Annotated in this window: 19 protein-coding genes; 13 read left to right on the top strand and 6 right to left on the bottom strand. The window is 66.3% G+C overall.

Going from position 1 to position 23,820, the window contains the following annotated elements:
- Positions 1-125 precede the first annotated feature (125 nt).
- A complete protein-coding gene (locus VFY73_RS09635; protein ID WP_329718062.1) occupies positions 126-1,664 on the top strand; it encodes a 3-hydroxyacyl-CoA dehydrogenase in 1,539 nt (512 codons plus the stop codon).
- On the opposite strand, the gene VFY73_RS09630 is transcribed toward VFY73_RS09635, so the two are convergent.
- The 3 genes from VFY73_RS09630 to VFY73_RS09620 form a co-directional block, all read right to left on the bottom strand.
- Entirely contained in the window at positions 1,615-3,924 is a 2,310-nt protein-coding gene (locus VFY73_RS09630; protein WP_329718060.1) for a sensor histidine kinase, read from the bottom strand. The two genes, VFY73_RS09635 and VFY73_RS09630, sit on opposite strands and share 50 nt — an antisense overlap.
- Positions 3,925-3,979: 55 nt before the next feature.
- Complete coding sequence (locus tag VFY73_RS09625) at positions 3,980-4,726, bottom strand: response regulator transcription factor (protein ID WP_329718058.1); 747 nt, start codon at positions 4,724-4,726, stop codon at positions 3,980-3,982.
- Positions 4,727-4,871: 145 nt separating this feature from the next.
- Positions 4,872-5,849: an NADPH:quinone oxidoreductase family protein gene (locus VFY73_RS09620; protein WP_329718057.1), complete on the bottom strand. Its 978-nt coding sequence runs from the start codon at positions 5,847-5,849 to the stop codon at positions 4,872-4,874.
- 137 nt (positions 5,850-5,986) lie between these two features.
- On the opposite strand from VFY73_RS09620, the gene surE reads away from it, so the two are divergent.
- The 4 genes from surE to rlmD all read left to right on the top strand — a co-directional run bounded on the left by surE (position 5,987) and on the right by rlmD (position 9,933).
- A complete protein-coding gene (gene surE / locus VFY73_RS09615; protein ID WP_329718055.1) occupies positions 5,987-6,760 on the top strand; it encodes a 5'/3'-nucleotidase SurE in 774 nt (257 codons plus the stop codon).
- Positions 6,757-7,581, top strand: a complete 825-nt coding sequence (locus VFY73_RS09610) for a protein-L-isoaspartate(D-aspartate) O-methyltransferase (RefSeq protein WP_329718053.1) — start codon at positions 6,757-6,759, stop codon at positions 7,579-7,581. Before surE ends, VFY73_RS09610 begins: the two co-directional genes overlap by 4 nt.
- A 32-nt stretch (positions 7,582-7,613) precedes the next feature.
- Positions 7,614-8,495 carry a peptidoglycan DD-metalloendopeptidase family protein gene (locus VFY73_RS09605; protein ID WP_329718051.1) on the top strand — a complete coding sequence of 294 codons (882 nt, stop codon included), beginning with the start codon at positions 7,614-7,616 and terminating at the stop codon, positions 8,493-8,495.
- Positions 8,496-8,574: 79 nt separating this feature from the next.
- Positions 8,575-9,933, top strand: coding sequence for a 23S rRNA (uracil(1939)-C(5))-methyltransferase RlmD (rlmD, locus tag VFY73_RS09600; protein ID WP_329718049.1), 1,359 nt, complete (start codon positions 8,575-8,577; stop codon positions 9,931-9,933).
- 160 nt (positions 9,934-10,093) lie between these two features.
- On the opposite strand, the gene VFY73_RS09595 is transcribed toward rlmD, so the two are convergent.
- Entirely contained in the window at positions 10,094-11,335 is a 1,242-nt protein-coding gene (locus tag VFY73_RS09595; protein ID WP_329718047.1) for an NAD(P)/FAD-dependent oxidoreductase, read from the bottom strand.
- Positions 11,336-11,450: 115 nt separating this feature from the next.
- Positions 11,451-12,146, bottom strand: coding sequence for a Bax inhibitor-1/YccA family protein (locus VFY73_RS09590; protein WP_329718045.1), 696 nt, complete (start codon positions 12,144-12,146; stop codon positions 11,451-11,453).
- Between the two features lie 314 nt (positions 12,147-12,460).
- On the opposite strand from VFY73_RS09590, the gene carA reads away from it, so the two are divergent.
- From carA to VFY73_RS09570, 4 genes are all read left to right on the top strand, one after another.
- Entirely contained in the window at positions 12,461-13,642 is a 1,182-nt protein-coding gene (gene carA, locus VFY73_RS09585) for a glutamine-hydrolyzing carbamoyl-phosphate synthase small subunit (RefSeq protein ID WP_329718224.1), read from the top strand.
- 80 nt (positions 13,643-13,722) lie between these two features.
- The gene (gene carB / locus VFY73_RS09580) at positions 13,723-16,977 is read left to right on the top strand and encodes a carbamoyl-phosphate synthase large subunit (RefSeq protein ID WP_329718043.1); all 3,255 of its coding nucleotides are present in this window, start codon (positions 13,723-13,725) and stop codon (positions 16,975-16,977) included.
- A 159-nt stretch (positions 16,978-17,136) separates the two neighbouring features.
- The gene (gene greA, locus VFY73_RS09575) at positions 17,137-17,613 is read left to right on the top strand and encodes a transcription elongation factor GreA (protein ID WP_329718041.1); all 477 of its coding nucleotides are present in this window, start codon (positions 17,137-17,139) and stop codon (positions 17,611-17,613) included.
- Entirely contained in the window at positions 17,610-18,068 is a 459-nt protein-coding gene (locus VFY73_RS09570; protein WP_329718040.1) for a DUF4149 domain-containing protein, read from the top strand. Before greA ends, VFY73_RS09570 begins: the two co-directional genes overlap by 4 nt.
- Here the strand turns inward: VFY73_RS09570 and VFY73_RS09565 are convergent.
- Positions 18,043-18,519, bottom strand: a complete 477-nt coding sequence (locus VFY73_RS09565) for a YhbY family RNA-binding protein (protein WP_329718038.1) — start codon at positions 18,517-18,519, stop codon at positions 18,043-18,045. The two genes, VFY73_RS09570 and VFY73_RS09565, sit on opposite strands and share 26 nt — an antisense overlap.
- A gap of 97 nt (positions 18,520-18,616) precedes the next feature.
- On the opposite strand from VFY73_RS09565, the gene VFY73_RS09560 reads away from it, so the two are divergent.
- The 4 genes from VFY73_RS09560 to glmM all read left to right on the top strand — a co-directional run bounded on the left by VFY73_RS09560 (position 18,617) and on the right by glmM (position 23,684).
- Positions 18,617-19,291, top strand: a complete 675-nt coding sequence (locus VFY73_RS09560) for an RlmE family RNA methyltransferase (RefSeq protein ID WP_329718036.1) — start codon at positions 18,617-18,619, stop codon at positions 19,289-19,291.
- Between the two features lie 177 nt (positions 19,292-19,468).
- Complete coding sequence (gene ftsH / locus VFY73_RS09555) at positions 19,469-21,355, top strand: ATP-dependent zinc metalloprotease FtsH (protein WP_329718034.1); 1,887 nt, start codon at positions 19,469-19,471, stop codon at positions 21,353-21,355.
- A gap of 95 nt (positions 21,356-21,450) precedes the next feature.
- The gene (folP, locus tag VFY73_RS09550; RefSeq protein ID WP_329718222.1) at positions 21,451-22,302 is read left to right on the top strand and encodes a dihydropteroate synthase; all 852 of its coding nucleotides are present in this window, start codon (positions 21,451-21,453) and stop codon (positions 22,300-22,302) included.
- 26 nt (positions 22,303-22,328) lie between these two features.
- Positions 22,329-23,684 (top strand): phosphoglucosamine mutase, encoded by a 1,356-nt coding sequence (gene glmM, locus VFY73_RS09545; protein ID WP_329718032.1) that lies wholly within the window; start codon positions 22,329-22,331, stop codon positions 23,682-23,684.
- Positions 23,685-23,820 lie beyond the last annotated feature (136 nt).

Here is a 23,820-nt window from a genome sequence, read left to right as displayed (position 1 = left end):
AGCACCGGGCGATCGGAGATGCATCATTGTGCTTAAGAAGGTCCTAGATTACAGCCTCAGACAATGATCAGGCAATATAGTGCATACCCTGCCAGCGGTATGCTTCGCCCAGGAGAACTTTAATCATGAACCAATCGCAGCTTCCGTCCGTCCTGGTGGTCGGCGCGGGCATCATGGGCGCGGGCATCGCGCAAGTGGCCGCGCAGGCCGGGCACCGTGTCATGTTGTTTGACGCCCGCGAAGGCGCGGCAGCGGCTGCCCGTGACAAGTTGGGCCAGACGCTGCAGGGCCTGGTCGCCAAGGGCAAGCTGACTGGCGACGCGGCCGATGCCACGTTGGCGCGCATCTCGCCGGTGGCAAAGCTCGAAGATGCCGGCGACGCGGGCATGGTGGTCGAAGCCATCGTCGAAAACCTCGAAGCCAAGCGTGCGCTGCTGCGCCAGCTCGAGGCCTGCCTCTCGCGTGACGCGGTGCTGGCGTCGAACACTTCGTCGATTTCGATCACCGCGTTGGCCAACGGCCTGCAAGCGCCGGGCCGCGTGGTCGGCATGCACTTCTTCAACCCGGTGCCGCTGATGAAGCTGGTCGAGGTGGTGTCGGGCCTGCAGACCGACCCGGCGGTCGCCGAGCGCGTCTTCAAGCTCGCCAGCAGTTGGGGCAAGACGGCGGTGCACACCCGCTCGACGCCAGGCTTCATCGTCAACCGCATCGCGCGGCCGTACTATGCCGAGACACTGGCGCTGCTGCTGGAGCGTGCGGCCGAGCCGGCCGTGCTGGATGCGTGCTTGCGCGGTGCGGGCTTTCGCATGGGCCCGTGTGAGCTGATGGACCTGATCGGTCACGACACCAATTTCTCGGTCACCGAATCGGTCTACCAGGCGAATTTCTACGACAAGCGCTTCCAGCCTTCGCTGGTGCAGCGCGAGATGGTCGATGGCGGCCTGCTCGGCCGCAAGTCGGACCGCGGCTTCTTTGCCTATGGCGAAGGCGTGGCCGCGCCGGCCTTGCCCGCGCCGCGCCAGGGGGGCTTGCCCGCCAGCGTGCGTTGGCACGGGGCCGGGCAGGGCGGACCGGCAATGGCCGCGTTCGGCCAACGTTGGCGTGATGCCCTGTCGGCGGCCGGTGTGGCGGTGGAGCAGGTGATGGGGTCCGAATGGATGGGCATCGAGTCCGAAGGCCGCCGCCTCGCGCTGACCGATGGCCGCAGCGCCACCCAGCGGGCGGCCGACGAAGCCTGCGCCGAGATGGTGGTGTTCGACCTGCCGATTGCCGAGTTGCCAACGGGCGCCTCGCTGGCGTATGCCGGCGCGGCGTCTGCCCACACGGCCTGGTTGGACCAGGCCGCCGCGCTGCTGGCCTGTGCCGGCGTACAACCGCAGCAACTGGACGACGCGCCGGGCCTGGCCGTGGCGCGCACCGTGGCGATGCTGATCAACGAGGCGGCCGATGCAGTGCAGCAGGGCGTCTGCAACGCCGAAGGCGCCGACCTGGCAATGAAGCTGGGGGTGAACTACCCGGCCGGGCCTTTCGAGTGGCTGGCGCGTTGGGACGGCGCCGCGGTGGTCGAACTGATCGACCAGCTGGATCGCTTCTACCGCGGCGAACGCTACCGCGTCAGCCCTTGGCTGCGCCGGCGCCAACCCCGTCCAGGTTCGGCACGCTGACCAGGCAGACGATGCCCTTGGGCTCGCGCTCTCGCCACGAGACCGAGCCGCCCATCAGCTTGACCCGCTTGCGGATGCCGCCCAGGCCCAGGCCATGGGACCACTTGGCCGGCGTGCGGCCCACGCCGTCGTCGCTGATCGTCACCGTGAACAGGCCTTCGTGCAGCCGCATCTCGATCAGCACCTTGGTCGCCTTCGAGTGGGCGATGATGTTGCTGATCAGTTCGCGCATGATGCGGGTCAGCGACGACCACTGGATGATCGTCAGCGTCAGGTCCTCGTCGAAGCTGGCGCTCCACTCCAACTCGCAGCGGACGGCTTCCAGACGCGCCGTGATGTCGGTCTTCCACTCGGCCGCGGCCAGCGCAAGCGAATGGGTTGACGCGGCCAGGCCGCGGGTCAGCGTCTTCAGGTCTTGCAGCGTGTGGCGGACGTAGTCCTCCATCTCTTTGCTCGGCGCCTTGTACATCAGCGTCAGCAGGCGCGCGCCGATGTCGTCGTGCAGGTCTTGTGCGATGCGTACCCGCTCTTCGCTGCGGCCGCGCTCGACCGCGCGGTCGTGCGCCAGCGCGCGCATCAGCTGTTCGACGATGCGGTCGGCCAGGCGCGCGTCTTCGGGCGTGAACAGCCGTTTGCCGCGCTCCGCGAAGCGCAGGGCGATCTGGCCGTCGAGCATCGGGCCTTGCGTCAGGTTGGGCACGGGCACCAGCAGCACGGCGCCATTCGCGACAACGCGGCTCTGCCGGCCTTGGCCACCGGTGCGAGAGGTTTCGAGTGGCTCGAACACGTGACGCAGCAGATCGGCCATGCGGTCGGCCGCGCGCTCGGGTTTGGCCTCGACCTCGCGCGCGATGCGGTAGAGGTGCTCGAACATGCGCTCGGTGGTCAGCGTTCGAGCGCCCATCATCTGGTTGACCAGCCACTGGCGGACCGCAGCGTAAGCGCCGAGCGCAAGGAACAGCGAGAGCGTGAGCGAGGCGAACTGGCTGAACGAGAAGACTGCGACGAACAGCAAGTCGACCGAGGTGGCGACGGTGCTGACGCCCGCCAGCATCGCGAACTCGCGCATCACGTTCTGCGAGCGCGAGATGAACGGCACCATCAGGATCACCGAAGCGAAGAACACGCTCCAGATGACCGGCCCGACGGCCGCCAGGGGTTGCACGTCCGGCGGCATGTGGGGCACCAGCGCCACCGCCAGCGTCAGCAGGACCAGCGCGCCCACCGTGACCGCGGCGAAGCGCCGCATCACCACGGCAAACGGGTGCGGCTGCGGCCCACTGGGCCATGCCAGGAAGACGATGCACAACAAGCCGTCGCCGATCAGCAGCGCCTGGGCTGTCCACCAATGGTGCGGCTGTTGCCCCAGCACCGCATAGACGGCGAAGCCCAGCGTGGCGCCCCAACTGAGCAGCACGGGCAAGGCGCGCCACCGGCTGCGGTACGGATGCAACGCGGTGGCGTGCAGGATCGCGGCGCCGGTGGCCAAGTCCAGCAGCGTCAGCAGCGAGTGCTCGCGCAGCACCAGTGAACTGGGCAGCGTGAGGCCCGGCACCGAGCCGATGGCCGCCAAAAGCAACTGGCCCGCCTGCGACAAGGCCATCAGCGCATAGAGCAGGTTGCGCAATTGGGGCTGGACCAGCGGCACGATCCAGCCGACCAGGAACAGCACCATCGCAAAGGCGCTCAGCAGCCAGAACATCGCACCCAGCCCCGCATAGCCGCGGGGCCGCGGCACCACGTCGACGCGGTGCCCGTCGCTGAACACCAGCACCACGTGGCCGGCCTCGACCGCCCGTGCCACCGTCAGCCGGGTCTTGATCAGCCGCTCGCGCAGCGTGTCGTCGGCGAGCCAGCGCGCCGAGTGCGTCAGCGCCAGTGCATCGAAGCCCACCGCCGAGCCGGGCGCCGTTTCGATGCCGACCAGTTCGCGACCGACCTGCTCCTTCAAACCCGGCAGGTTGGTGTAGACCAGCTCCAGCCCCCCGTCGTGGGTGACACGCCAATCGGCGGCCACGTGCGGGTTGTTGGCCATCACCCGCGCCAGCAGGAAGACGGTCAGACAGGCGACGACCGCAGCCAGCAGCAAGGCCTGACGGCGCCAGCCGATGCGTGGCGTGCCGCCTGCCATCGCAGCGGCGGCGGTGCCGCCGAAGCTGCTGGGTTCGCTGAAACGCGAATCGGTGGTGTGGGGCCAGCCGCTGTCGCCGTTGGGCAGGCTGGAGTCGGGCGTGTCGTCCGCGGCGGTGGTGGACGTCATGAGCCGCCCACCGCTTGGAACGGGGGGCGGCCCCTTTCGGGCCGCCGGACGGGGCTCAGACCAGGCCCTGCTTGCTGGCCAGGACCGCCGCTTCGGCGCGGCTCGAAACGTTGAGCTTGCGGTAGATCGACTTGATGTGATCGTTGACGGTGAACCACTTGATGCCCATCAGGTTGGCGATCTCCTTGATCGTGAAACCCTTGCTCAGGTACGTCAAGACCTCGATTTCGCGTGGCGTCAGGTGCGGCAGGTCGACCGGCTTTTCGATCGGCACCGGCTTTTGACCACCACCCGTCGCAGGTGCGCCGCTGGAGAAGCTGCTGACCGGCGCCGGCGCTGCCGAATCGGCGGCCGTGCCATGGCGGAAGTGCGTCAGCAGCCGGCGCGCAATGGCCGGTGACAACGGCGGCTGGCCGAGCACGATCTTGCGCAGCTCTTCGACCAGCACGTCGAAGCGGTCTTCCTTCAGCAGATAGCCGTCTGCGCCGCATTGCAGCGCCGGGAAGAGGTGGTCGTCGTCTGAATACAGCGTCGTCACCACTTTCGTGGCAGGGTACTGTGTCAGCTCGGCCAGCAGCTCCAGGCCATTGCCATCGGGCAGTTCCAGATCGACCAGCATCAGCTTGAACGGGTCAGCGCCGTGCAGGCCATGCGGGCCCGTCAGCGCGATCTGCTCGCGTGCGGTTTCGAGGTCCCCGGCCTCGGTGATCGAAATCGGATCGCTGAAGCTTTCCCGCAGCACACGCGATAGAAAATCGCGGGCCACCGGGTTGTCTTCGAGGATCAGCACCTTCACGGTCATTACGCGCTCCCTTTACAACCTAGCGTCGGGCGGCATGCTAGCAGTGTGCCGAGGGGGGACCGAGCCCCCTTTTGGGGGACGTGCTCGGGCCCTTCCCTCTCCCTATTCTTAGGGGGAAAGGCTCAGGAGTCCATCGCGATCTGGATCAGCGGTTGACCAACACCAGTTTGCCCTTGATGGCACGCTCTGCCATGCGGCGGTAAGCAGTGGGCAGCTCGCTCATCGGAAGCAAGGTGTCGATCAGCGGCTTGATCTTGCCCTCGGCGTACCAGCGGGCAAGCTCGCCCAGCGCGCGGGCGTTGGCGGCGGGCTCCCGGCGAACGAAGTCGCCCCAGAACACGCCGATGATCGATGCGCCTTTCAGCAGTGACAGGTTGAAGGGCAGGGCGGGGATGCCACCGGCTGCGAAGCCGACCACGAGGTAGCGGCCGCGCCAGGCGATCGAGCGGAACGCCGGTTCGGCCAGGTCGCCGCCGACGGGGTCGTAGATGATGTCCGGGCCGCGGCCGCCGGTCAGTGCCTTCAGCGCGTCGCGAAGGCTATCGCGGCTGTAGTTGATCGTCTCGTCGGCGCCGATGCCGCGGCAAGCTTCGCATTTCTCATCGGTGGAGGCGCCGGCAATGACCCTCGCACCCGCGGCCTTGGCGATCTGCACGGCCGCCGTGCCAACGCCGCCGGCCGCGCCCAGCACCAGCACGGTTTCGCCGGCTTTGAGCTGGCCGCGGTCGAGCAGTGCATGGTGCGACGTGCCGTACGTGAAGGCAAAGGCCGCGGCGTCTTCCAGCGCGAAACCTGGTGGCAGCGGGATGGCTTGCATGGCCTTGATGCAGGCATGGGTACCAAAACCACCCGAGGTGCCGATGGCGGCCACCGGGTCGCCGACCTTCAGGTGATTGACGGCCGAGCCCACTGCGTCGACCCTGCCGGCGAACTCCGACCCCGGGACGAACGGCAGTGGTGGCCGAACCTGGTACTTGCCTTCGACGGTGAGCAGATCGGGGAAGTTGATGCTGGCGGCGTGGATGGCCACGCGCACTTCGTCGGCCGCGGGGTCGGGCGTGGGCATCTCGCGCCAGACGAGGTCGGCCGGGCCGGTGGTGGTTTCGCAAAGCCAGGCGTGCATGCGGGCTCCAGGGTGTTCCGATGGGCCATGATCATAGGCACGCGATCGTTGTTTGCTCGTCGCCTGCGCGACGGTGAAGCGAGCCGGTTGGGGCGATTTCCAGTGACCGGCTGTTGCGCCTGCCTACAATCGGTCGCATGCGCATCCTCATCGCCAACGACGATGGTTACCTCGCGCCGGGCATTGCGGCGTTGGTCCAGGCTTGTCAGGGCCTGGGCGAGATCGACGTCATCGCGCCCGAGCAAAACGCCAGCGGAACCTCCAACGCGCTCAGCCTGACGCGGCCCTTGACGGTGCACGAAGCGCGCGGCGAGCCGGTCCAGGGTTTTCGCTTTGTCAACGGTACCCCGTCCGACAGCGTCCACGTGGCGCTGACGGGCCTGTTGCCGCACAAGCCCGACCTGGTGCTCTCGGGGATCAACCAGGGAGCCAACATGGGCGATGACACGCTCTACTCGGGCACCGTGGCGGCGGCGATGGAGGGTTATCTGTTCGGCATCCCCGCGATTGCCTTCTCGCAGGCCGAGAAGGGCTGGACGCACCTCGACGCGGCGGCCCGCGTTGCGCGAAGGGTCGTCGAGGCGGTGCTCGAATCGGTCATTCAGCGGCCACCTGCGCAAAAGCCCTGGCTGCTGAACGTGAACATCCCGAACCGGCCGGATGCCGACCAGCTGCCGTGGGTCACCACCCGCCTGGGCCGGCGCCATGCGAGTGAACCGGTGATCCGCCAGATCAGCCCACGCGGCGAGCCGATCTACTGGATCGGCCCGGCCGGCGACGCACGCGAAGCGGGTGAAGGCACGGATTTCCACGCCGTGGCCAACGGTCGGGTGTCGATCACGCCGCTGCAAGTGGATCTCACCGACCATGCTGCGCTGCCTGACTGGCGGGCCCGGCTGGGTCAGGCATGAGCGACAAGAAGCCCGTGCCTTCGCGGCCGGCGCGCTTTCCTGCCACACTCAACAACCGAAATTCCGTCAGCGCCCCGCAGGCGCCTGCGGTGCTGCGCCCACAACGCCTGCTGCAGGAAGCGGCGCTGGATGCGGCCCGCACCGTGGCGCCACGTGGCCTGGGGCTGGACAGTGCACCGGTGAGGCAACGCATGGTCCAGCGGCTGCGGGCCGATGGCGTGCGCTGCGAGCCGCTGTTGCAGGCCATGGGCCAGGTGCTGCGGCACGAGTTCGTCGATTCGGCGCTGGCGGTACAGGCTTATGAAGACACCAGCCTGCCGATCGGCCTGTCGCAGACGATCTCCAAGCCCTCGGTTGTCGCGCGCATGATCGAATGGTTGTACCTGGGCGAGAACGCCCGCTCTCGTGGTCAGCTCGGCCGTGTGCTCGAGATCGGTACCGGCTGTGGCTACCAGGCGGCCGTGCTGGCGCAGTTGTCGACCCAGGTCATTTCAGTCGAGCGCCTGAAAGCCTTGCACGAACTTGCGGCACGCCATCTGCACCGTCTGCAGGTGCCGCGCTGTCGCCTGGTCTATGGTGACGGCATGCGTGGCCATCCGCCCAACGCGCCGTACGACAGCATCATTGCCGCCGCGGGGGGCGATGAACTGCCCAACGCCTGGCTGGACCAGCTCGCGGTCGGCGGCCGGCTGGTGGCGCCGGCCCGCTCGGCCGATGGCCGGGGCCAGGTGCTGGTAATCGTCGATCGCACACCCGATGGCCTGCACCGCCGCCTCGGCGAGGTGGTGCAGTTCGTCCCCTTAAAATCCGGCACCCATTGACCTCGACAACAGCACAGGGATCCCACTACCCGATGAGCACCAAAAAAGGGCGTTGGACAACACGATCGCTCGGCGTCTTTGCCGCTGGCGCTGTGTTGCTACTGGCCGGCTGCGCGTCCCCGCGCAACCAGGCTCCGGTTGAAGTGCGGTCCACGGCCCCGACCGCGGCCGCCAAGCCGGCCTCGGCGCCAGACGCGGCCAAACCCGCCTCGGCTCCTGCCAGTGCGCCAGCCGATACGCGCTCGCCCACCTACACGGTGAAGCCGGGCGACACGCTGATGCGCATTGCGCTCGAATCGGGCCAGGCCTGGCGCGACATCGCGCGCTGGAACGGCATGGACAACCCGAACGTGATCGAAGTGGGCCAGGTGTTGCGCGTGATGCCGCCGGCCGGCGAAACCGCGGTCAGCACGAAACCGGTGACGGCGCCGAAGATCGAGACCAAGCCGCTGGATGGCAGCACCAAGCCGCCGGCGCCTGCGGTTTCCGGGACGGTACCGGCTGCCTCGGGTGTTGCCCCGGCCGTTCCTGCCAAGGACAACGACGACGACGTGCAATGGGCCTGGCCCGCGGCAGGGCCGGTGGCGACGCCATTCGATGAATCGCGCAACAAGGGCCTGGCGATCACCGGCAAAGCGGGCGATCCGGTCTATGCCGCGGCCGATGGCCGGGTGGTCTATGCCGGTTCGGGCCTGCGCGGCTACGGCAACCTCGTCATCGTGAAGCACAACGCCACGTACCTCACTGCCTATGCTCACAACCAGACCTTGCTGGTCAAGGAAGACCAGGTCGTGCGCAAGGGCCAGAAGATCGCCGAAATGGGCTCGTCGGACGCGGAACGGGTGGGGCTGCATTTCGAAGTCCGCCGCCAAGGCAAACCCGTCGACCCTGCGAAGCTGTTACCCGCCCGCTGAGTAACCTCCAACGCTGCTTCGGCTTCATGACGCCGCCTTCGGGCGGCGTCCGCCTTTGCGCAGCACGCACGAGATTTTCATGACCCAACCAGACGAGTGGCTGAGCGTCGAATCGCTCGACATCGAAGCCCAGGGCGTGGCCCACAACAGCGAAGGCAAGGTCGTCTTCATCGAGGGCGCCTTGCCCGGCGAGCAGGTGCAAGTCGATGTCGGCCGCCGTAAGAACCAGTGGGAGCAGGCGACGATGCGTGAGATGCGCCGCGAAAGCTCGCAGCGCGTGCGCCCGGCTTGCCCGCACTTCGGCTTGCATGCCGGCGCCTGCGGTGGCTGCAAGATGCAGCACCTGCACGCTGGCGCGCAGGTGGCGATCAAGCAACGCGTGCTGGAAGACAACTTGGCCCACCTCGGCAAGGTGAAGTCCGAGCGCATGCTGCGGCCGATCGAGGGCCCGACCTGGGGCTACCGGCTGCGGGCGCGGCTGTCGGTGCGCTATGTGGCCAAGAAGGGCACGGTGCTGGTCGGCTTCCATGAACGCAAGTCACGCTACGTGGCCGACATGAGCGAATGCCACGTGCTGCCGCGCAAGGTCAGCGACATGCTGCTGCCGCTGCGTGAACTGATCGGCTCGATGGATGGGCGCGACCGCCTGCCGCAAATCGAGCTGGCAGGCAGCGATGCCGTGACCGCCCTGGTGCTGCGCCACCTGGAGCCACTGTCGATCAACGACCTGACGCGCCTGCGCGAGTTCGCGGCCAACCATGGCGTGCAGTGGTGGCTGCAACCGAAGGGGCCTGACACCGTCCACCTGCTCGACGGCGGCGGTCCGGAGCTGGCCTATACGCTGCCTGAATTCGGCCTGACGATGCCGTTCAAGCCGACCGACTTCACGCAGGTGAACCACCAGATCAACACCGTGCTCGTCGGCCGGGCGCTGCGCCTGCTGCAGGTGCAGCCCGACGAGCGCGTGATCGACTGGTTTTGTGGCCTGGGCAACTTCACGCTGCCGCTGGCCACCCAGGCGCACGAGGTGCTGGGGATCGAAGGCAGCGAGGTGCTGGTCGAGCGCTCACGGCAGAACGCTGCTCGCAATGGCCTGGCCGCCAAGACCAGCTTCGCTGCCCGAAACCTTTTCGAGCTGACGCCGGATGACCTTGTGGCCTTTGGTCGTGCCGACAAATGGCTGGTCGATCCACCGCGCGAAGGCGCCTTTGCACTCGCCAAGGCCGTGGCCGACCTGGCCGAATCGCCGCGCACCGATTGGCAGCCGCCGAAACGCATCGTCTACGTCAGCTGCAACCCCGCCACACTGGCGCGCGACGCGGGCCTGCTGGTCCACGTTGCCGGCTACCGTTGCACTGCCGCCGGCGCCGTCAACATGTTCCCCCACACCGCCCACGTCGAAAGCATTGCGGTCTTTGACCGCGATGCTTCGGCGTAGGCTCATATCGCGCAAGCGATGTGATGCCGCAGCCAATCTCGGGGCTTCGCCCGGACATGAACAGTCCTGAGGACTGTTCGTGCCTGGCGAAGGGCCAAGCCTCTGGCTTGGCGCGGCCTTGCAGGCCTCGGCCCCGGCGGGGCCGTGGGGGCCGAACCTGCTATCCGAACATCATGCTCTTGAAGCCCCGCCACGACAGCAGGCTGCCCGGCATTCGGCGTTCATTCAGGATGTCGGACAGCCGGGCGACCATGCGTTTGCTGTGCCGGGCTCGCCAGACCACCAGGCTGACCAGGAGCGGGTAGCGGTTGAAGCTGGCGGCCTTGCGGTACATCTCGAAGCGAGGGCGCAGCCCGTCCAGGCGCTTTTGGTAGTCGGCGACAACCAGGGCGTCGCTGTCGGCCCGCGTCAACAGGCTCTCGGCGGCTGCGATGCCGGTTTCCAGTGCCTTGCCGATGCCCTCGCCAGTGAAGGCGTAAGTCGCGCCGGCGGCTTCACCGGTGACCAGCACGCCAGGGGCGGACCACTTCGCGCCTTGCAGATCGCAGCGCAGCGGTGCACCTTTCAGCTCGCCAATCGCTTCACCTTCACGCATCAAGCGCGCGGCCGGCGGATCCACCGCGAGGAAATCGTCGAACAGCTCGCGCAGGTTGCGTGACTTGCGCGGCGAGCCGTTGTCCGCCGAGGCATGGCTGTCCAGCAGGCCGACACCAACGTTGAACATGCCACCGGGGGCAGGGAAGATCCAGCCGTAGCCCCCGCTGAGGCGCCGATGCCAGATGAAGCGCAGGTTCGGGACTTCGCCGGCCATTCCCGGATGACGCACGTAGATGCGCAACGCCATGGCGCTGGGCGTGCGCCGCTCGCACAGGTCGGTCGCCAGCAGCGCGGCTGGTGTCGCGCCTGTCGCCAGCACGAGCCAGCGGCATTGGACCTCGCGAGTTGCACCGGCATGGCCCAGGCGAGCACCGATCACGCGGCCGCTCTCGTCGTGCAACGGAGCGATGAAGCGCGCCGGTGCCACCATGCACGCGCCCGCCTCGACGGCCGCGGCGCACAGCAGCGCGTCAAGCTCGCGTCGCGGCAGCACTGCCAGTTCGCCGGGCACGTCGACGTGGCTGCCACCGGGCGCCACGCATTGCACTGCCTTCACGCGGTGCGCCTGTGCCATCACCCGCTCATAGACGCCGAGCCGGCGCAACGCGGCGTGCGTGTCCGGTACCAACCCGTCACCACAGACCTTGTCACGCGGGAAGGCTTGGGCATCCACGAGCACCACATCGTGGCCGGCCTGTGCCAGCAAGCGGGCGCAAGCGCTGCCGGCGGGGCCGGCACCGACCACGAGCACCTCGCAGCGCTCCGGCAACGCAGTCAGAGGCTGGTTCCAGTCCAAGTCGTTCATCGTGAAATGATTCGGCGAAAGGCACAGGGGCGCTCATTGTGCCGTCGAGCCGCCAAGAAAAAGGGGCCACGCGGGCCCCTGGATCGACACGCACGGTGGCCGTGCCGTCGCTTCGTCAGTCGTTGTCGCCGCCGAAGATGCCCAGCAGCGCCAGCATGCTCTGGAACACGTTGTAGATGTCCAGGTACAGGGCCAGCGTGGCGCTGATGTAGTTGGTTTCGCCACCGTCGATCACGCGCTTCAGGTCATACACCATGTACGCCGAGAACAGGCCGATGCACAGCACCGACATGGCCATGAAAGCGGCGCTGGACTGCACGAACACGTTGATGATGCCGGCGACCATGATCACCAGCGCGCCGACGAACAGGAACTTGCCCATGCCCGACAGGTCGCGCTTGATCACCGAGGCCAGCGTCGCCATCACGAGGAAGACCCCTGCGGTGCCGCCGAATGCGGTCATCACCAGTGCGCTGCCGTTCTTGAAGCCCAGCACCACGGCCAGCAGCCGCGAGAGCATCAGGCCCATGAAGAAGGTGAAGGCCAGCAGCACGCCGACGCCAGCGGCCGAGTGTTTGGTTTTCTCGATCGCGAACATGAAGCCGAACGCGCCGGCCAGGAACACCACCAACCCCACGACGGGGCTCATTCCGGCGACGATGCCAGTGGAAACGCCGACCCAGGCGCCGAGCACCGTGGGCAGCATCGACAGGGCCAGCAGCCAGTAGGTGTTGCGCAGCACGCTGTTGCGTTGCGCGGCCAGCGAGCCCGATCCGGCCGCGCCGGTGTAGGTTTGCAGGCTTTCGTTCATGGAACCTCCGTTGGTTGCACTTGCGCCGAAGCGCATTGATCAGACCGGTAAGTGACGATTCTAGTTCCGCGCTTCCCCGGCTGAGCAGGAACAGGTGGCGGAAGCTGGCGGGCGGGCTTGGCCGCAGGATCGGCTCAGGCTATACTTAGCGGGTTTACCCGAAAACACAGCCGCCCAGCGAAACTCCCCCTCACGGTTTCCTCTCGAGTCCTGCCCGAGCCTTCGATTTTCAAGGCGGTAGTGGGCCCGGGCTGGGTGCGCGAACACCGGAGTTTCCATTGTTGCCGCTTCCGTCTTCCCAGGTGTCCGAATCCCTGGTGCCCGTTGTGGCGCCCGCCATCCTGGCTCTCGCAGACGGCTCGGTCTTTTCCGGCACCTCGATCGGCGCAGCCGGTCAGACGGTCGGTGAAGTGGTGTTCAACACCGCGCTCACCGGCTACCAGGAAATCCTCACCGACCCTAGCTACTGCCGGCAGATCGTCACGCTGACGTATCCGCACATCGGCAACTACGGGGTCAACGCCGAGGATGTCGAGGCGTCCAAAGTCCATGCCGCCGGCCTGATCATCAAGGACCTGCCGGTCCGCGTTTCCAACTTCCGCCAGTCGCAAACGCTTTCTGACTACCTGCGTGCGCAGGGTACGGTGGCCATTGCCGACATCGACACCCGACGCCTGACCCGAGTGCTGCGCACGACTGGTGCGCAGAACGGCTGCATTGCAACGTTTGCCGAAGGCCATCGGGTCACCGACGCCGACGTCGCGGACGCTGTGTCGCGCGCCAAGGCCGCACCCAGCATGGCTGGGCAAGATCTGGCCAAGGTCGTCAGCGCCGAAGCGACGTATCCGTGGGTCGAAACCGAGTGGAAGCTGGCGCGTGAGGACGGCACGCCCGGCTACGGCAGCCTGGTCGACCCGAAATTCCACGTGGTGGCGTACGACTTCGGCGTCAAGCGCAACATCCTGCGCATGCTGGCCGAGCGTGGGTGCAAGGTGACGGTGGTGCCCGCGCAGACACCGGCCGCGGAGGTGCTGAAGCACCACCCTGATGGCATTTTCCTGTCCAACGGTCCGGGCGACCCCGAGCCTTGCGACTACGCGATCAAGGCGGTGCGCGAGTTGATCGATACCGGTATCCCGATTTTCGGCATCTGCCTGGGCCACCAAATCATGGCGTTGGCCTCGGGTGCGAAGACCTTCAAGATGAAGTTCGGTCACCACGGGGCGAACCACCCGGTGAAGGACCTGGACTCGGGCCGCGTCTCGATCACCAGCCAGAACCACGGCTTCGCGGTCGACGAGAAGACGCTGCCGGCGAACTTGCGCGCAACGCACGTGAGCCTGTTCGACGGCACGCTGCAGGGCCTGGCCCGCACCGACAAGCCGGCCTTCTGCTTCCAGGGCCACCCGGAAGCCTCGCCCGGCCCGCACGACATCAACTACCTGTTCGACCGATTCACAGCGCTGATGACCGAGAAGAAGGCGGAGAAAGAATGATCCACCCCCACGCTCACATTCGTTCGCTGCCCCCCGAGGGCGCGCAAGCCTCCCTATGGGCGGCCCGTCGGGAGTCTTGAATGCCCAAGCGCACCGACATCCAAAGCATCCTCATCATCGGCGCCGGCCCGATCATCATCGGCCAGGCGTGTGAGTTCGACTACTCCGGCGCGCAGGCCTGCAAGGCGCTGCGTGAAGAGGGCTACAAGGTCATCCTGGTCAATTCGAACCCGGCGACCATCATGACCGATCCGGACACGGCCGATGTGACCTACATCGAGCCGATCACCTGGCCGGTGGTCGAAAAGATCATCGCGAAAGAGCGCCCCGACGCGATCCTGCCGACGATGGGCGGCCAGACCGCGCTGAACTGCGCGCTCGACCTGCACAAGCACGGCGTGCTGGCCAAGTACGGCGTCGAGATGATCGGCGCCAACGAGCACGCGATCGAGAAGGCCGAAGACCGCCTGAAGTTCAAGGACGCGATGACGAAGATCGGCCTCGGCTCGGCCAAGTCCGGCATCGCGCACACGATGGACGAAGCCTGGGTTGTGCAGAAGAGCATCCAGGCCGATGTCGGCGGCTCGGGCTTCCCGATGGTCATCCGCCCCAGCTTCACGCTCGGCGGCACCGGCGGCGGCATCGCCTACAACCCCGAAGAATTCGAAGAGATCTGCAAGCGCGGGCTGGACCTGTCGCCGACCAACGAGCTGCTGATCGAAGAATCGCTGATCGGCTGGAAAGAGTACGAGATGGAGGTCGTCCGCGACAAGGCGGACAACTGCATCATCGTCTGCTCGATCGAGAACCTGGATCCGATGGGCATCCACACCGGCGACTCGATCACCGTGGCCCCGGCCCAGACCCTGACCGACAAGGAATACCAGCTGCTGCGCAATGCGTCGATCGCGATCCTGCGCGAGATCGGCGTCGACACCGGCGGCTCGAACGTGCAGTTTTCGATCAACCCGGACACGGGCCGGATGATCGTGATCGAGATGAACCCGCGCGTGTCGCGTTCGTCGGCGCTGGCTTCCAAGGCCACGGGCTTCCCGATCGCCAAGGTGGCGGCGAAGCTGGCGGTGGGCTACACCCTCGATGAGCTGCGCAACGACATCACTGGTGGTGCGACCCCGGCGTCGTTCGAGCCGTCGATCGACTACGTGGTGACCAAGATCCCTCGCTTCGCGTTCGAGAAGTTCCCGGCCGCCGATTCGCACCTGACGACGCAGATGAAGTCGGTGGGTGAAGTCATGGCGATGGGCCGCAGCTTCCAGGAAAGTTTCCAGAAGGCGCTGCGTGGCCTGGAGACCGGCATCGACGGGTTGACCGAGCGTTCGACCGACCGCGAAGACATCATCCAGGAGATCGGCGAAGCCGGCCCGGAGCGCATCCTGTTCGTGGCTGATGCCTTCCGCATCGGCATGACGCTCGAGGAGATCTTTGCCGAGACGGCGATCGATCCGTGGTTCCTGGCCCAGATCGAACAGATCGTCTCGACCGAGAAGGCGCTGGCCGGCCGCGCGGTGGAGAGCCTGTCGAAGGACGAGTTGTTCTTCCTGAAGCGCAAGGGCTTCTCTGACAAGCGTCTGGCCAAGCTGCTGGGTACAAACCAGCACGAGGTGCGCGCCAAGCGCCATGCACTCGGGGTGCGCCCGGTCTACAAGCGCGTGGACACGTGCGCTGCGGAATTCGCAACGCAAACGGCCTACCTGTACTCGACCTACGACGAAGAGTGCGAGGCGCAGCCGACCGACAAGAAGAAGATCATGGTGCTGGGCGGTGGCCCGAACCGCATCGGCCAGGGCATCGAGTTCGACTACTGCTGCGTGCACGCGGCGCTGGCGATGCGCGAAGACGGGTATGAGACCATCATGGTCAACTGCAACCCGGAAACCGTGTCAACCGACTACGACACCTCCGACCGTCTGTACTTCGAGCCGGTGACGCTCGAAGACGTGCTGGAGATCGTCGACAAGGAAAAACCGGTTGGCGTGATCGTGCAGTATGGCGGCCAGACGCCGCTGAAGCTGGCGTTGGACCTTGAACGCGCCGGCGTGCCGATCATCGGCACCAGCCCCGATTCGATCGACGTGGCCGAGGACCGCGAGCGCTTCCAGAAGCTGTTGCACGAGTTGGGCCTGAAGCAGCCTCCCAACCGCACCGCGCGCACCGAAGAGGGCGCGATGGCGATGGCACACGAGATCGGATACCCGCTGGTCGTTCGCCCGAGCTACGTGTTGGGCGGCCGTGCCATGGAAATCGTGCAGGACGACAAAGATCTCGAGCGCTACATGCGCGAGGCCGTTCGTGTGTCGGAGAAGTCGCCGGTGCTGCTGGACCGCTTCCTCGACGACGCCATCGAGGTCGATGTCGACTGCATCAGCGATGGCCGCGACGTGATGATCGGCGGCATCATGGAGCACATCGAGCAGGCGGGCGTGCACTCGGGTGATTCGGCCTGTTCGTTGCCGCCGTACTCGCTGTCCCCGGCATTGCAGGACGAGCTGCGCCGCCAGACTGCGCTGATGGCGCGCGCGCTGAAGGTGGTCGGCCTGATGAACGTGCAGTTCGCGATCCAGGGCGAGGGCGACGAAGCCATCGTCTATGTGCTGGAAGTGAACCCGCGCGCATCACGCACCGTGCCCTTTGTCTCGAAGGCCACGGGCCAGCCGCTGGCCAAGATCGCTGCGCGTTGCATGGCCGGCCAGAAATTGGCCGACCAGCGTGGCAAGGACGGCAAGGCGCCGCGCGAGGTCATCCCGCCCTACTTCAGCGTGAAGGAAGCGGTGTTCCCGTTCAACAAGTTTCCGGGGGTCGACCCGATCCTCGGCCCGGAGATGCGCTCGACCGGCGAGGTGATGGGCGTGGCCTACAGCTTTGGCGAAGCGATGCTGAAGAGCCAGCTCGGCGCCGGCTCGCGCCTGCCGGCCAAGGGCACGGTTGTGATCACGGTCAAGAACAACGACAAGGACCGCGCCGTCAAGGTGGCCGGTGACCTGGTTGATCTGGGCTACAGCGTGGTCGCCACCAAGGGCACGGCGGCGGCCATTGCGGCGGCCGGCGTGCCAGTGAAGCTGGTCAACAAGGTCAAGGACGGCCGGCCGCACATCGCCGACATGATCAAGGCCGGTGAGATCCAGCTCGTCTTCACGACGGTGGACGAGACGCGCACGGCGATTGCCGACTCGCGCTACATCCGCACCGCGGCACTGGCTCACCGGGTGACTTACTACACGACGATGGCCGGTTGTGAGGCCGCCACCGAGGCGTTGAAGCACCAGGACGATCCCAACGTGCTGTCGCTGCAGGAGCTGCACGCCGCGTTGGTCTGATCCCACGGGGTTGGTGCGGGCTTGCGGCCCGCCCAATCTGCTCTAAACTTCCCTCCAAGCGCGCCTGTTGGCGCGTTTTCCTTTTTCCCACGAATTTCAGGGGCTTTTGCCGGCCCGCCTCAGGACGGAACCGGCGAGCCTTGACCGAAGGTATTTCCAGTGAGCACCATCCCTCTGACCACGCGCGGCGCCGAAAAGCTGAAGGAAGAACTGCAGCGGCTGAAGACCGTCGAGCGCCATGCGGTGATCCAGGCGATCGCCGAGGCGCGCGCGCAGGGCGACCTGTCCGAAAACGCCGAGTACGACGCCGCCAAGGACAAGCAGGGCTTCATCGAAGGCCGCATCCTGGAAATCGAGAGCAAGCTCGCCGCCGCGCAGATCATCGACCCCGCCTCGCTGGATGCAGGCGGCCGGGTGGTCTTTGGCGCCACTGTCGAGCTGGAGGAAGAGGAATCCGGCGCCAAGGTGACCTACCAGATCGTCGGCGACGATGAAGCCGATCTGAAGCTGGGCCTGATTTCGATCAGCTCGCCGATCGCCCGCGCGATGATCGGCAAGGAAGCCGGCGATGTGGCCGAGGTGCGCGCCCCTGGCGGCGTGAAGACCTACGACATCGTGGCGGTGCGCTACAAGTGACGCTGGCCGAGCGTGCGCGGCGCGGGCTGCCAGGCCTGTGGGCCGGTGCGCTGCTGTGCATTGCGCTCATCGCCACACCGGCGCCGTTCGCCATGCTGGCGACGCAGGACGCTGGCCGGATCGTCGGCCGCATCTTCGCGCAGGAAGCCTATCTGAGCCTGATCCTGGGTGTGGCGGTGCTGCTGCTGGAACGGGGGGCGGCCGCTTCAACCCAAGGCGGGTCTCGCCTGTCTGGCTCGATGCTGCTGGCGCTGGGGGCCGTGTTCTGCACCGTGGCCGGCTACTTCGGCCTGCAGCCGATGATGGCCGCGGCACGGGCCGGCGAGGGCAGCTGGACTTTCGGCCAGCTGCATGCGGTGAGCCTGGGCCTGTTTGGCGTGAAGACGCTGGCTGTGCTGGCACTGGCCTGGCGCGCAGCTGCCAACCCGGTCAACCCTGTTGGGCCTTCTTCTTGACGCTGGTGGTGCGCACCTTGGCGCGCTTGATCTGGCCGCCGGCGGCGACCCGCTCGTTGCCGAAGACCTTGACCTTCTTGACCGTTGGCCGGTGGGTGCCGCTCTTCGAAAAGCTGACGATCTTCACGGTGCGGGGGCCGGGCTTGCGGTCTTCCTTCTCGACCTTGGCCTTGACCGGCAGCGGCCGCCACAGCACCAGCAGCTTGCCGATGTGTTGCACGGGTGCGGCGTTCAGCGTGTCGGCCAGCTGGGCCAGGGTCGCTTCGCGGTTGGCACGATCGTCCGAGAACATGCGCACCTTGATCAGGCCATGGGCCTTCAAGGCGGCGTCGGTTTCCTTCACGATGGCGGGCGTCAGGCCCTCGGCGCCGATCATCACCACAGGGTCGAGGTGATGGGCCAAGCCCCGCTGTTCTTTGCGTTCGGCGGGTGTCAGAGTAATTGCAGGCATCCTCGTATTATGTCTACGGCCGTCGCTTGCGCGACTTCACGTCGCTGCGCGACATGAGCCTTCGTCGCAACCGGCCGGCGCCGGTTGTCACCCCAATATGAAAATCAAAACGAAAAGCAAGAAGGTCAACAAGGCGTGGTTGCACGACCACATGAACGACCCCTACGTCAAGATGGCCCAGAAAGAGGGCTACCGGGCGCGCGCCGCGTACAAGCTGAAGGAGATCGACGAGACCTTCAAGCTGATCCATCCCGGCCAGGTTGTCGTAGACCTCGGCGCCGCGCCCGGTGCATGGAGCCAGTACCTGCGCCGGCGTTTTGCGCCCAAGACGGCCGGGGTCGGTGGCGCCGCGACCGGCGAACTCGACGGCGCGATCATTGCGCTGGACCTGCTGGAGTTCGAGCCCGTCGACGGGGTCAACTTCATCCAGGGCGACTTTCGTGAAGACGAAGTGATGCAGCAGCTGGAGACCGCGCTCGGCGGGCGGGCCGTCGACGTGGTGGTGTCTGACATGGCTCCCAACCTCTCAGGCATCGCCTCGGCGGACTCGGCGCGCATCGCCCATCTGGTCGAGTTGGCGGTCGATTTCAGCGTCCGCCACCTCAAGCCGGATGGCGCCCTGGTGGCCAAGGTGTTCCACGGCAGTGGCTACAGCCAGCTTGCAGAGCTGTTCAAACGGCAGTTCCGCGTCGTCAAACCCATCAAACCCAAGGCGTCGCGGGACAGGTCATCTGAAACCTTTTTGGTTGGAATCGGTCTGAAAAGACCCTGAACCACTGGTGATGACTCGAAAACCCGGGCGTTTGGACGGTTCTGGCGCCTTTGCCCGAGGGCCCGCTCTGTCAGGATGGCAGGGTATTGAGTCGACTAGAATCAACCCTATATGCGCAGGGTGGCAGGTGGAGTTGTCCGTCTGCAGGCCCAACCTGGATCTCGCAAAGGAACCGCGGTGAACAATCAGTGGATTTCGAAGGTCGCCGTCTGGCTGGTGATCGCTTTGGTGCTGTTCACCGTCTTCAAGCAGTTCGACAAACCGCGCACCAATGAACAGGTGACCTACACCCAGTTCATGGAAGACGCGAAGCAAGGCCGTGTCAAGCGCGTCGAAGTGCAGGGCCGCCAGCTGAAGGTCACGCCGAACGACGGTCAGCCTTTCACGATCTCGTCGCCTGGCGACCTGTGGATGGTCGGCGACCTGATGAAGTTCGGCGTGCAGGTTTCCGGCAAGCCCGACGAAGAGCCCTCGCTGCTGCAGACGTTGCTGCTGTCCTGGGGTCCGATGCTGCTGCTGATCGGCGTCTGGATCTATTTCATGCGTCAGATGCAAGGCGGTGGCAAGGGTGGCGCCTTCAGCTTCGGCAAATCCAAGGCCCGCATGCTGGACGAGGCTAACAACACCACGACCTTCGCTGACGTGGCCGGTTGCGACGAGGCCAAGGAAGAGGTCAAGGAGCTGGTCGACTTCCTGAAGGATCCGCAGAAATTCCAGAAGCTGGGTGGCCGCATCCCACGCGGTGTGCTGCTGGTCGGCCCCCCGGGTACCGGCAAGACGCTGCTGGCAAAGGCCATCGCCGGCGAAGCCAAGGTGCCGTTCTTCTCGATCTCCGGTTCCGATTTCGTTGAAATGTTCGTCGGCGTCGGCGCGGCCCGCGTGCGCGACATGTTCGAGCAGGCCAAGAAAAGCGCGCCCTGCATCATCTTCGTCGATGAAATCGACGCGGTCGGTCGCCACCGTGGCGCCGGTCTGGGCGGCGGCAACGACGAGCGCGAGCAGACGCTGAACCAGATGCTCGTCGAGATGGACGGTTTCGAAACCAACCTCGGCGTGATCGTCATGGCGGCGACCAACCGGCCTGACATCCTCGACCCCGCACTGCTGCGCCCGGGCCGTTTCGACCGCCAGGTCTACGTGACGCTGCCGGACATCCGCGGCCGCGAGCAGATCCTGAACGTGCACATGCGCAAGGTGCCGGTCGGCGGCGACGTCAAGGCCGACATCATCGCGCGCGGTACCCCGGGCTTCTCGGGTGCCGACCTGGCCAACCTGGTCAATGAGGCGGCGCTGTTTGCCGCTCGCCGCAACGGCCGCGTGGTCGAGATGATCGACTTCGAGCGCGCGAAGGACAAGATCATCATGGGCACCGAGCGCAAGTCCATGGTGATGGACGAGGAAGAGCGCAAGAACACGGCCTACCACGAAGCCGGCCACGCCCTGATCGGCCGCCTGCTGCCCAAGCTGGACCCGGTGCACAAGGTCACCATCATCCCGCGTGGCGGTGCGTTGGGCGTGACCGTGTCGCTTCCTGAGAAAGACCGCTACAGCACTGACAAGATCCGCATGCTGAGCACGATCTCGATGCTGTTCGGGGGCCGGATCGCCGAGGAAGTGTTCATGAGCCAGATGACCACCGGCGCCAGCAACGACTTCGAACGTGCCACCCAGATCGCGCGCGACATGGTGATGCGCTACGGCATGACCGACTCGCTGGGCCCGATGGTCTATGCCGAGAACGAAGGTGAAGTGTTCCTCGGCCGTTCGGTGACCAAGACGACCAATGTGTCGGAAGAGACGATGCGCAAGGTCGACGCCGAGGTTCGTCGCATCATCGACGAACAGTACGGGATCGCCCGCAGGCTGATCGAAGACCACGCGGACAAGATGCACGCGATGGCAACGGCGCTGCTCGAATGGGAAACCATCGATGCCGACCAGGTCGACGACATCATGAACGACAAGCCGCCGCGTCCGCCGAAGGACTGGACGCCGTCCGCCAATCGGACCGGTGCAGGCCCCACGCCGCCGGTCAACCCGGACAGTGCACCGGCTGCGGCTTGATGCCCGGCTGAAACGGTTGCTTTCCTAGACAACGGGGCCTGAAGGCCCCGTTGTGCTTCCGGCCCTCTTCGGACGACTCTCGATTTACCGTGCCGCTGACCTGGCAGACCGCCCGATTCGCGATCGACCTCGCTGCCCGCCCACAGGTGATGGGCATCGTCAACGCCACGCCCGACTCCTTCTCGGATGGGGGCCATCACGCCGCGGCCAGCCAGGCGTGCGCGCATTGCGACCGTCTCGTGGCCGAAGGCGCTGACATCCTGGACATCGGCGGCGAGTCCACGCGTCCCGGCTCCCTGCCTCCTCCCCCGCATCTCGAACTCGAACGGGTGCTGCCGGTGATCCGGCACGCGGTGACCCTGGGCGTGCCCGTGTCGGTCGACACCAGCCAGGCCGAGGTGATGGCCGCGGCGCTGGATGCCGGTGTCGACATCGTCAACGACGTGCGCGCGCTGCAACTGCCTGGCGCGCTGTCGGTGGTCGCCGCGCATCCGCGCGCGGGCGTGTGCCTGATGCACATGCAGGGCCAGCCATTGACGATGCAGCAGTCGCCTGAGTATGAGGACGTGCTGGCCGACGTGGCCGGGTTCCTGGCACGGCGCCTGAAGGCGGCGACGGACGCCGGCATCGCGGCGGAGCGCATCGTGCTCGATCCCGGCTACGGCTTTGGCAAGGCGCTCGAACACAACCTGGCACTGTTCAGGCAACAAGCCCAGTTGCTGTCTTTGGGTCGGCCGCTGCTGGTGGGCTGGTCGCGCAAGGGCACGCTGGGTCAGCTGACCGGTCGTCCCGTAGACCAGCGCATGCCCGCCAGCGTCGGCGCTGCCCTGGCAGCCGTGGCGCGCGGGGCACGCATCGTTCGTGTGCACGACGTGGCCGCCACGGTCGACGCGCTGAAGGCCTGGAACGCCGCGGGCCTTGGCGCCGCAGTTGACCCCGCTTTTTGATCAGAACTCAAGAGGAGCAGAACAACATGACACGCCAGTACTTCGGCACCGACGGCATCCGGGGCACGGTGGGGCAAGACCCGATTACCCCCGACTTCGCGCTGCGCCTGGGCCACGCGGTGGGGCGCGTGCTGCAGCAGGGCCTGCAACGGGGCGGCAGCCCACGTGCACCGGCGGTGCTGATCGGCAAGGACACCCGGATCTCCGGCTACATGATGGAGTCGGCGCTGGAGGCCGGGTTTGCTTCCGCAGGCGTGGATGTGCTGCTGACAGGGCCTCTGCCGACGCCGGGCGTGGCTTACCTCACCCGAGCGCTCCGGCTGGATCTGGGCGTCGTGATCAGTGCCTCGCACAACGCCTTTCCCGACAACGGCATCAAGTTCTTCTCCGCCAAGGGCGAAAAACTGCCCGACACATGGGAGATCGCGGTCGAAAGTGCGCTCGGCGAGCCGCCGCAATGGGTGGACTCGGCGCGGCTGGGCCGGGCTCGCCGGTTGAGCGATGCACAAGGTCGCTATGTCGAATTTTGCAAGTCCACGGTCAGTGGCGAGATGACGCTGAAAGGCCTGAAGCTGGTGGTGGACGCGGCACACGGCGCCGCCTATCAAGTGGCCCCGGCGGTCTTCCATGAACTGGGTGCCGAGGTCGTCAGCATTGGCTGCGCACCCAATGGCACCAACATCAACGCCGGATTCGGCGCCACGGCGCCTCAGGCCTTGATCGCCGCAGTCAAGGAGCATGGGGCAGACTACGGCGTGGCGCTGGATGGCGACGCTGACCGTCTGCAGTTGGTGGATGCGTCGGGCCGCCTGTACAACGGTGACGAGTTGCTCTATCTGATGGCGGTGGACCGTCGCGCGTTGGGTGAGACGGTGCCGGGGGTCGTTGGCACGCTGATGACCAACATGGCGGTCGAAGTGGCGTTGGGCGCGCAGGGCATTGAGCTGGTGCGCGCGAAGGTCGGCGACCGCTACGTGCTGGAAGAGCTGGGTCGGCGTGGCTGGGTGCTGGGCGGCGAAAGCTCAGGCCACTTGCTGGCATTGGACAAGCACAGCACCGGCGACGGCATCGTCAGCGCGCTGCAGGTGCTCCAAGCCGTGCGGCACAGCGGCCGCGGCTTGGCTGAACTGCTCAGCGAGGTGGTGCTGTTCCCGCAGACGATGATCAATGTGCGATTGGCCGATGGCAGTGATTGGGCTGGCAACAAGGCGTTGGCGCGGGAAATTGAAGCGGTCGAGGGCGAGTTGGGCAAATCCGGCCGGGTGTTGATCCGCGCCTCGGGCACCGAACCGGTGTTGCGGGTGATGGTTGAAGCGCGTGAAGCGCGGCAAGCCAACGACTTGGCGCAACGCCTGGCCGATGTGGCAGGCGCGCCACGCTAGGGCCTGTTAACACTACGGAGCCCCGATGCGTTGCCACCAGAACAGACGAGCGCAAGGCGCAAAACGAAGCCGGGGTGCGGCCCCGGCGAGGCTTTGCAACGCCGCGGTCGGCTGTTCTGGCGGCAACCCTTCGGGA

The organism is Ideonella sp., assembly GCF_036277275.1.
Classification (GTDB): Bacteria; Pseudomonadota; Gammaproteobacteria; order Burkholderiales; family Burkholderiaceae_C; genus Ideonella.
Note: the sequence above shows the minus strand (reverse complement) of the source record. Positions and strands in the feature narration are given on the sequence as shown.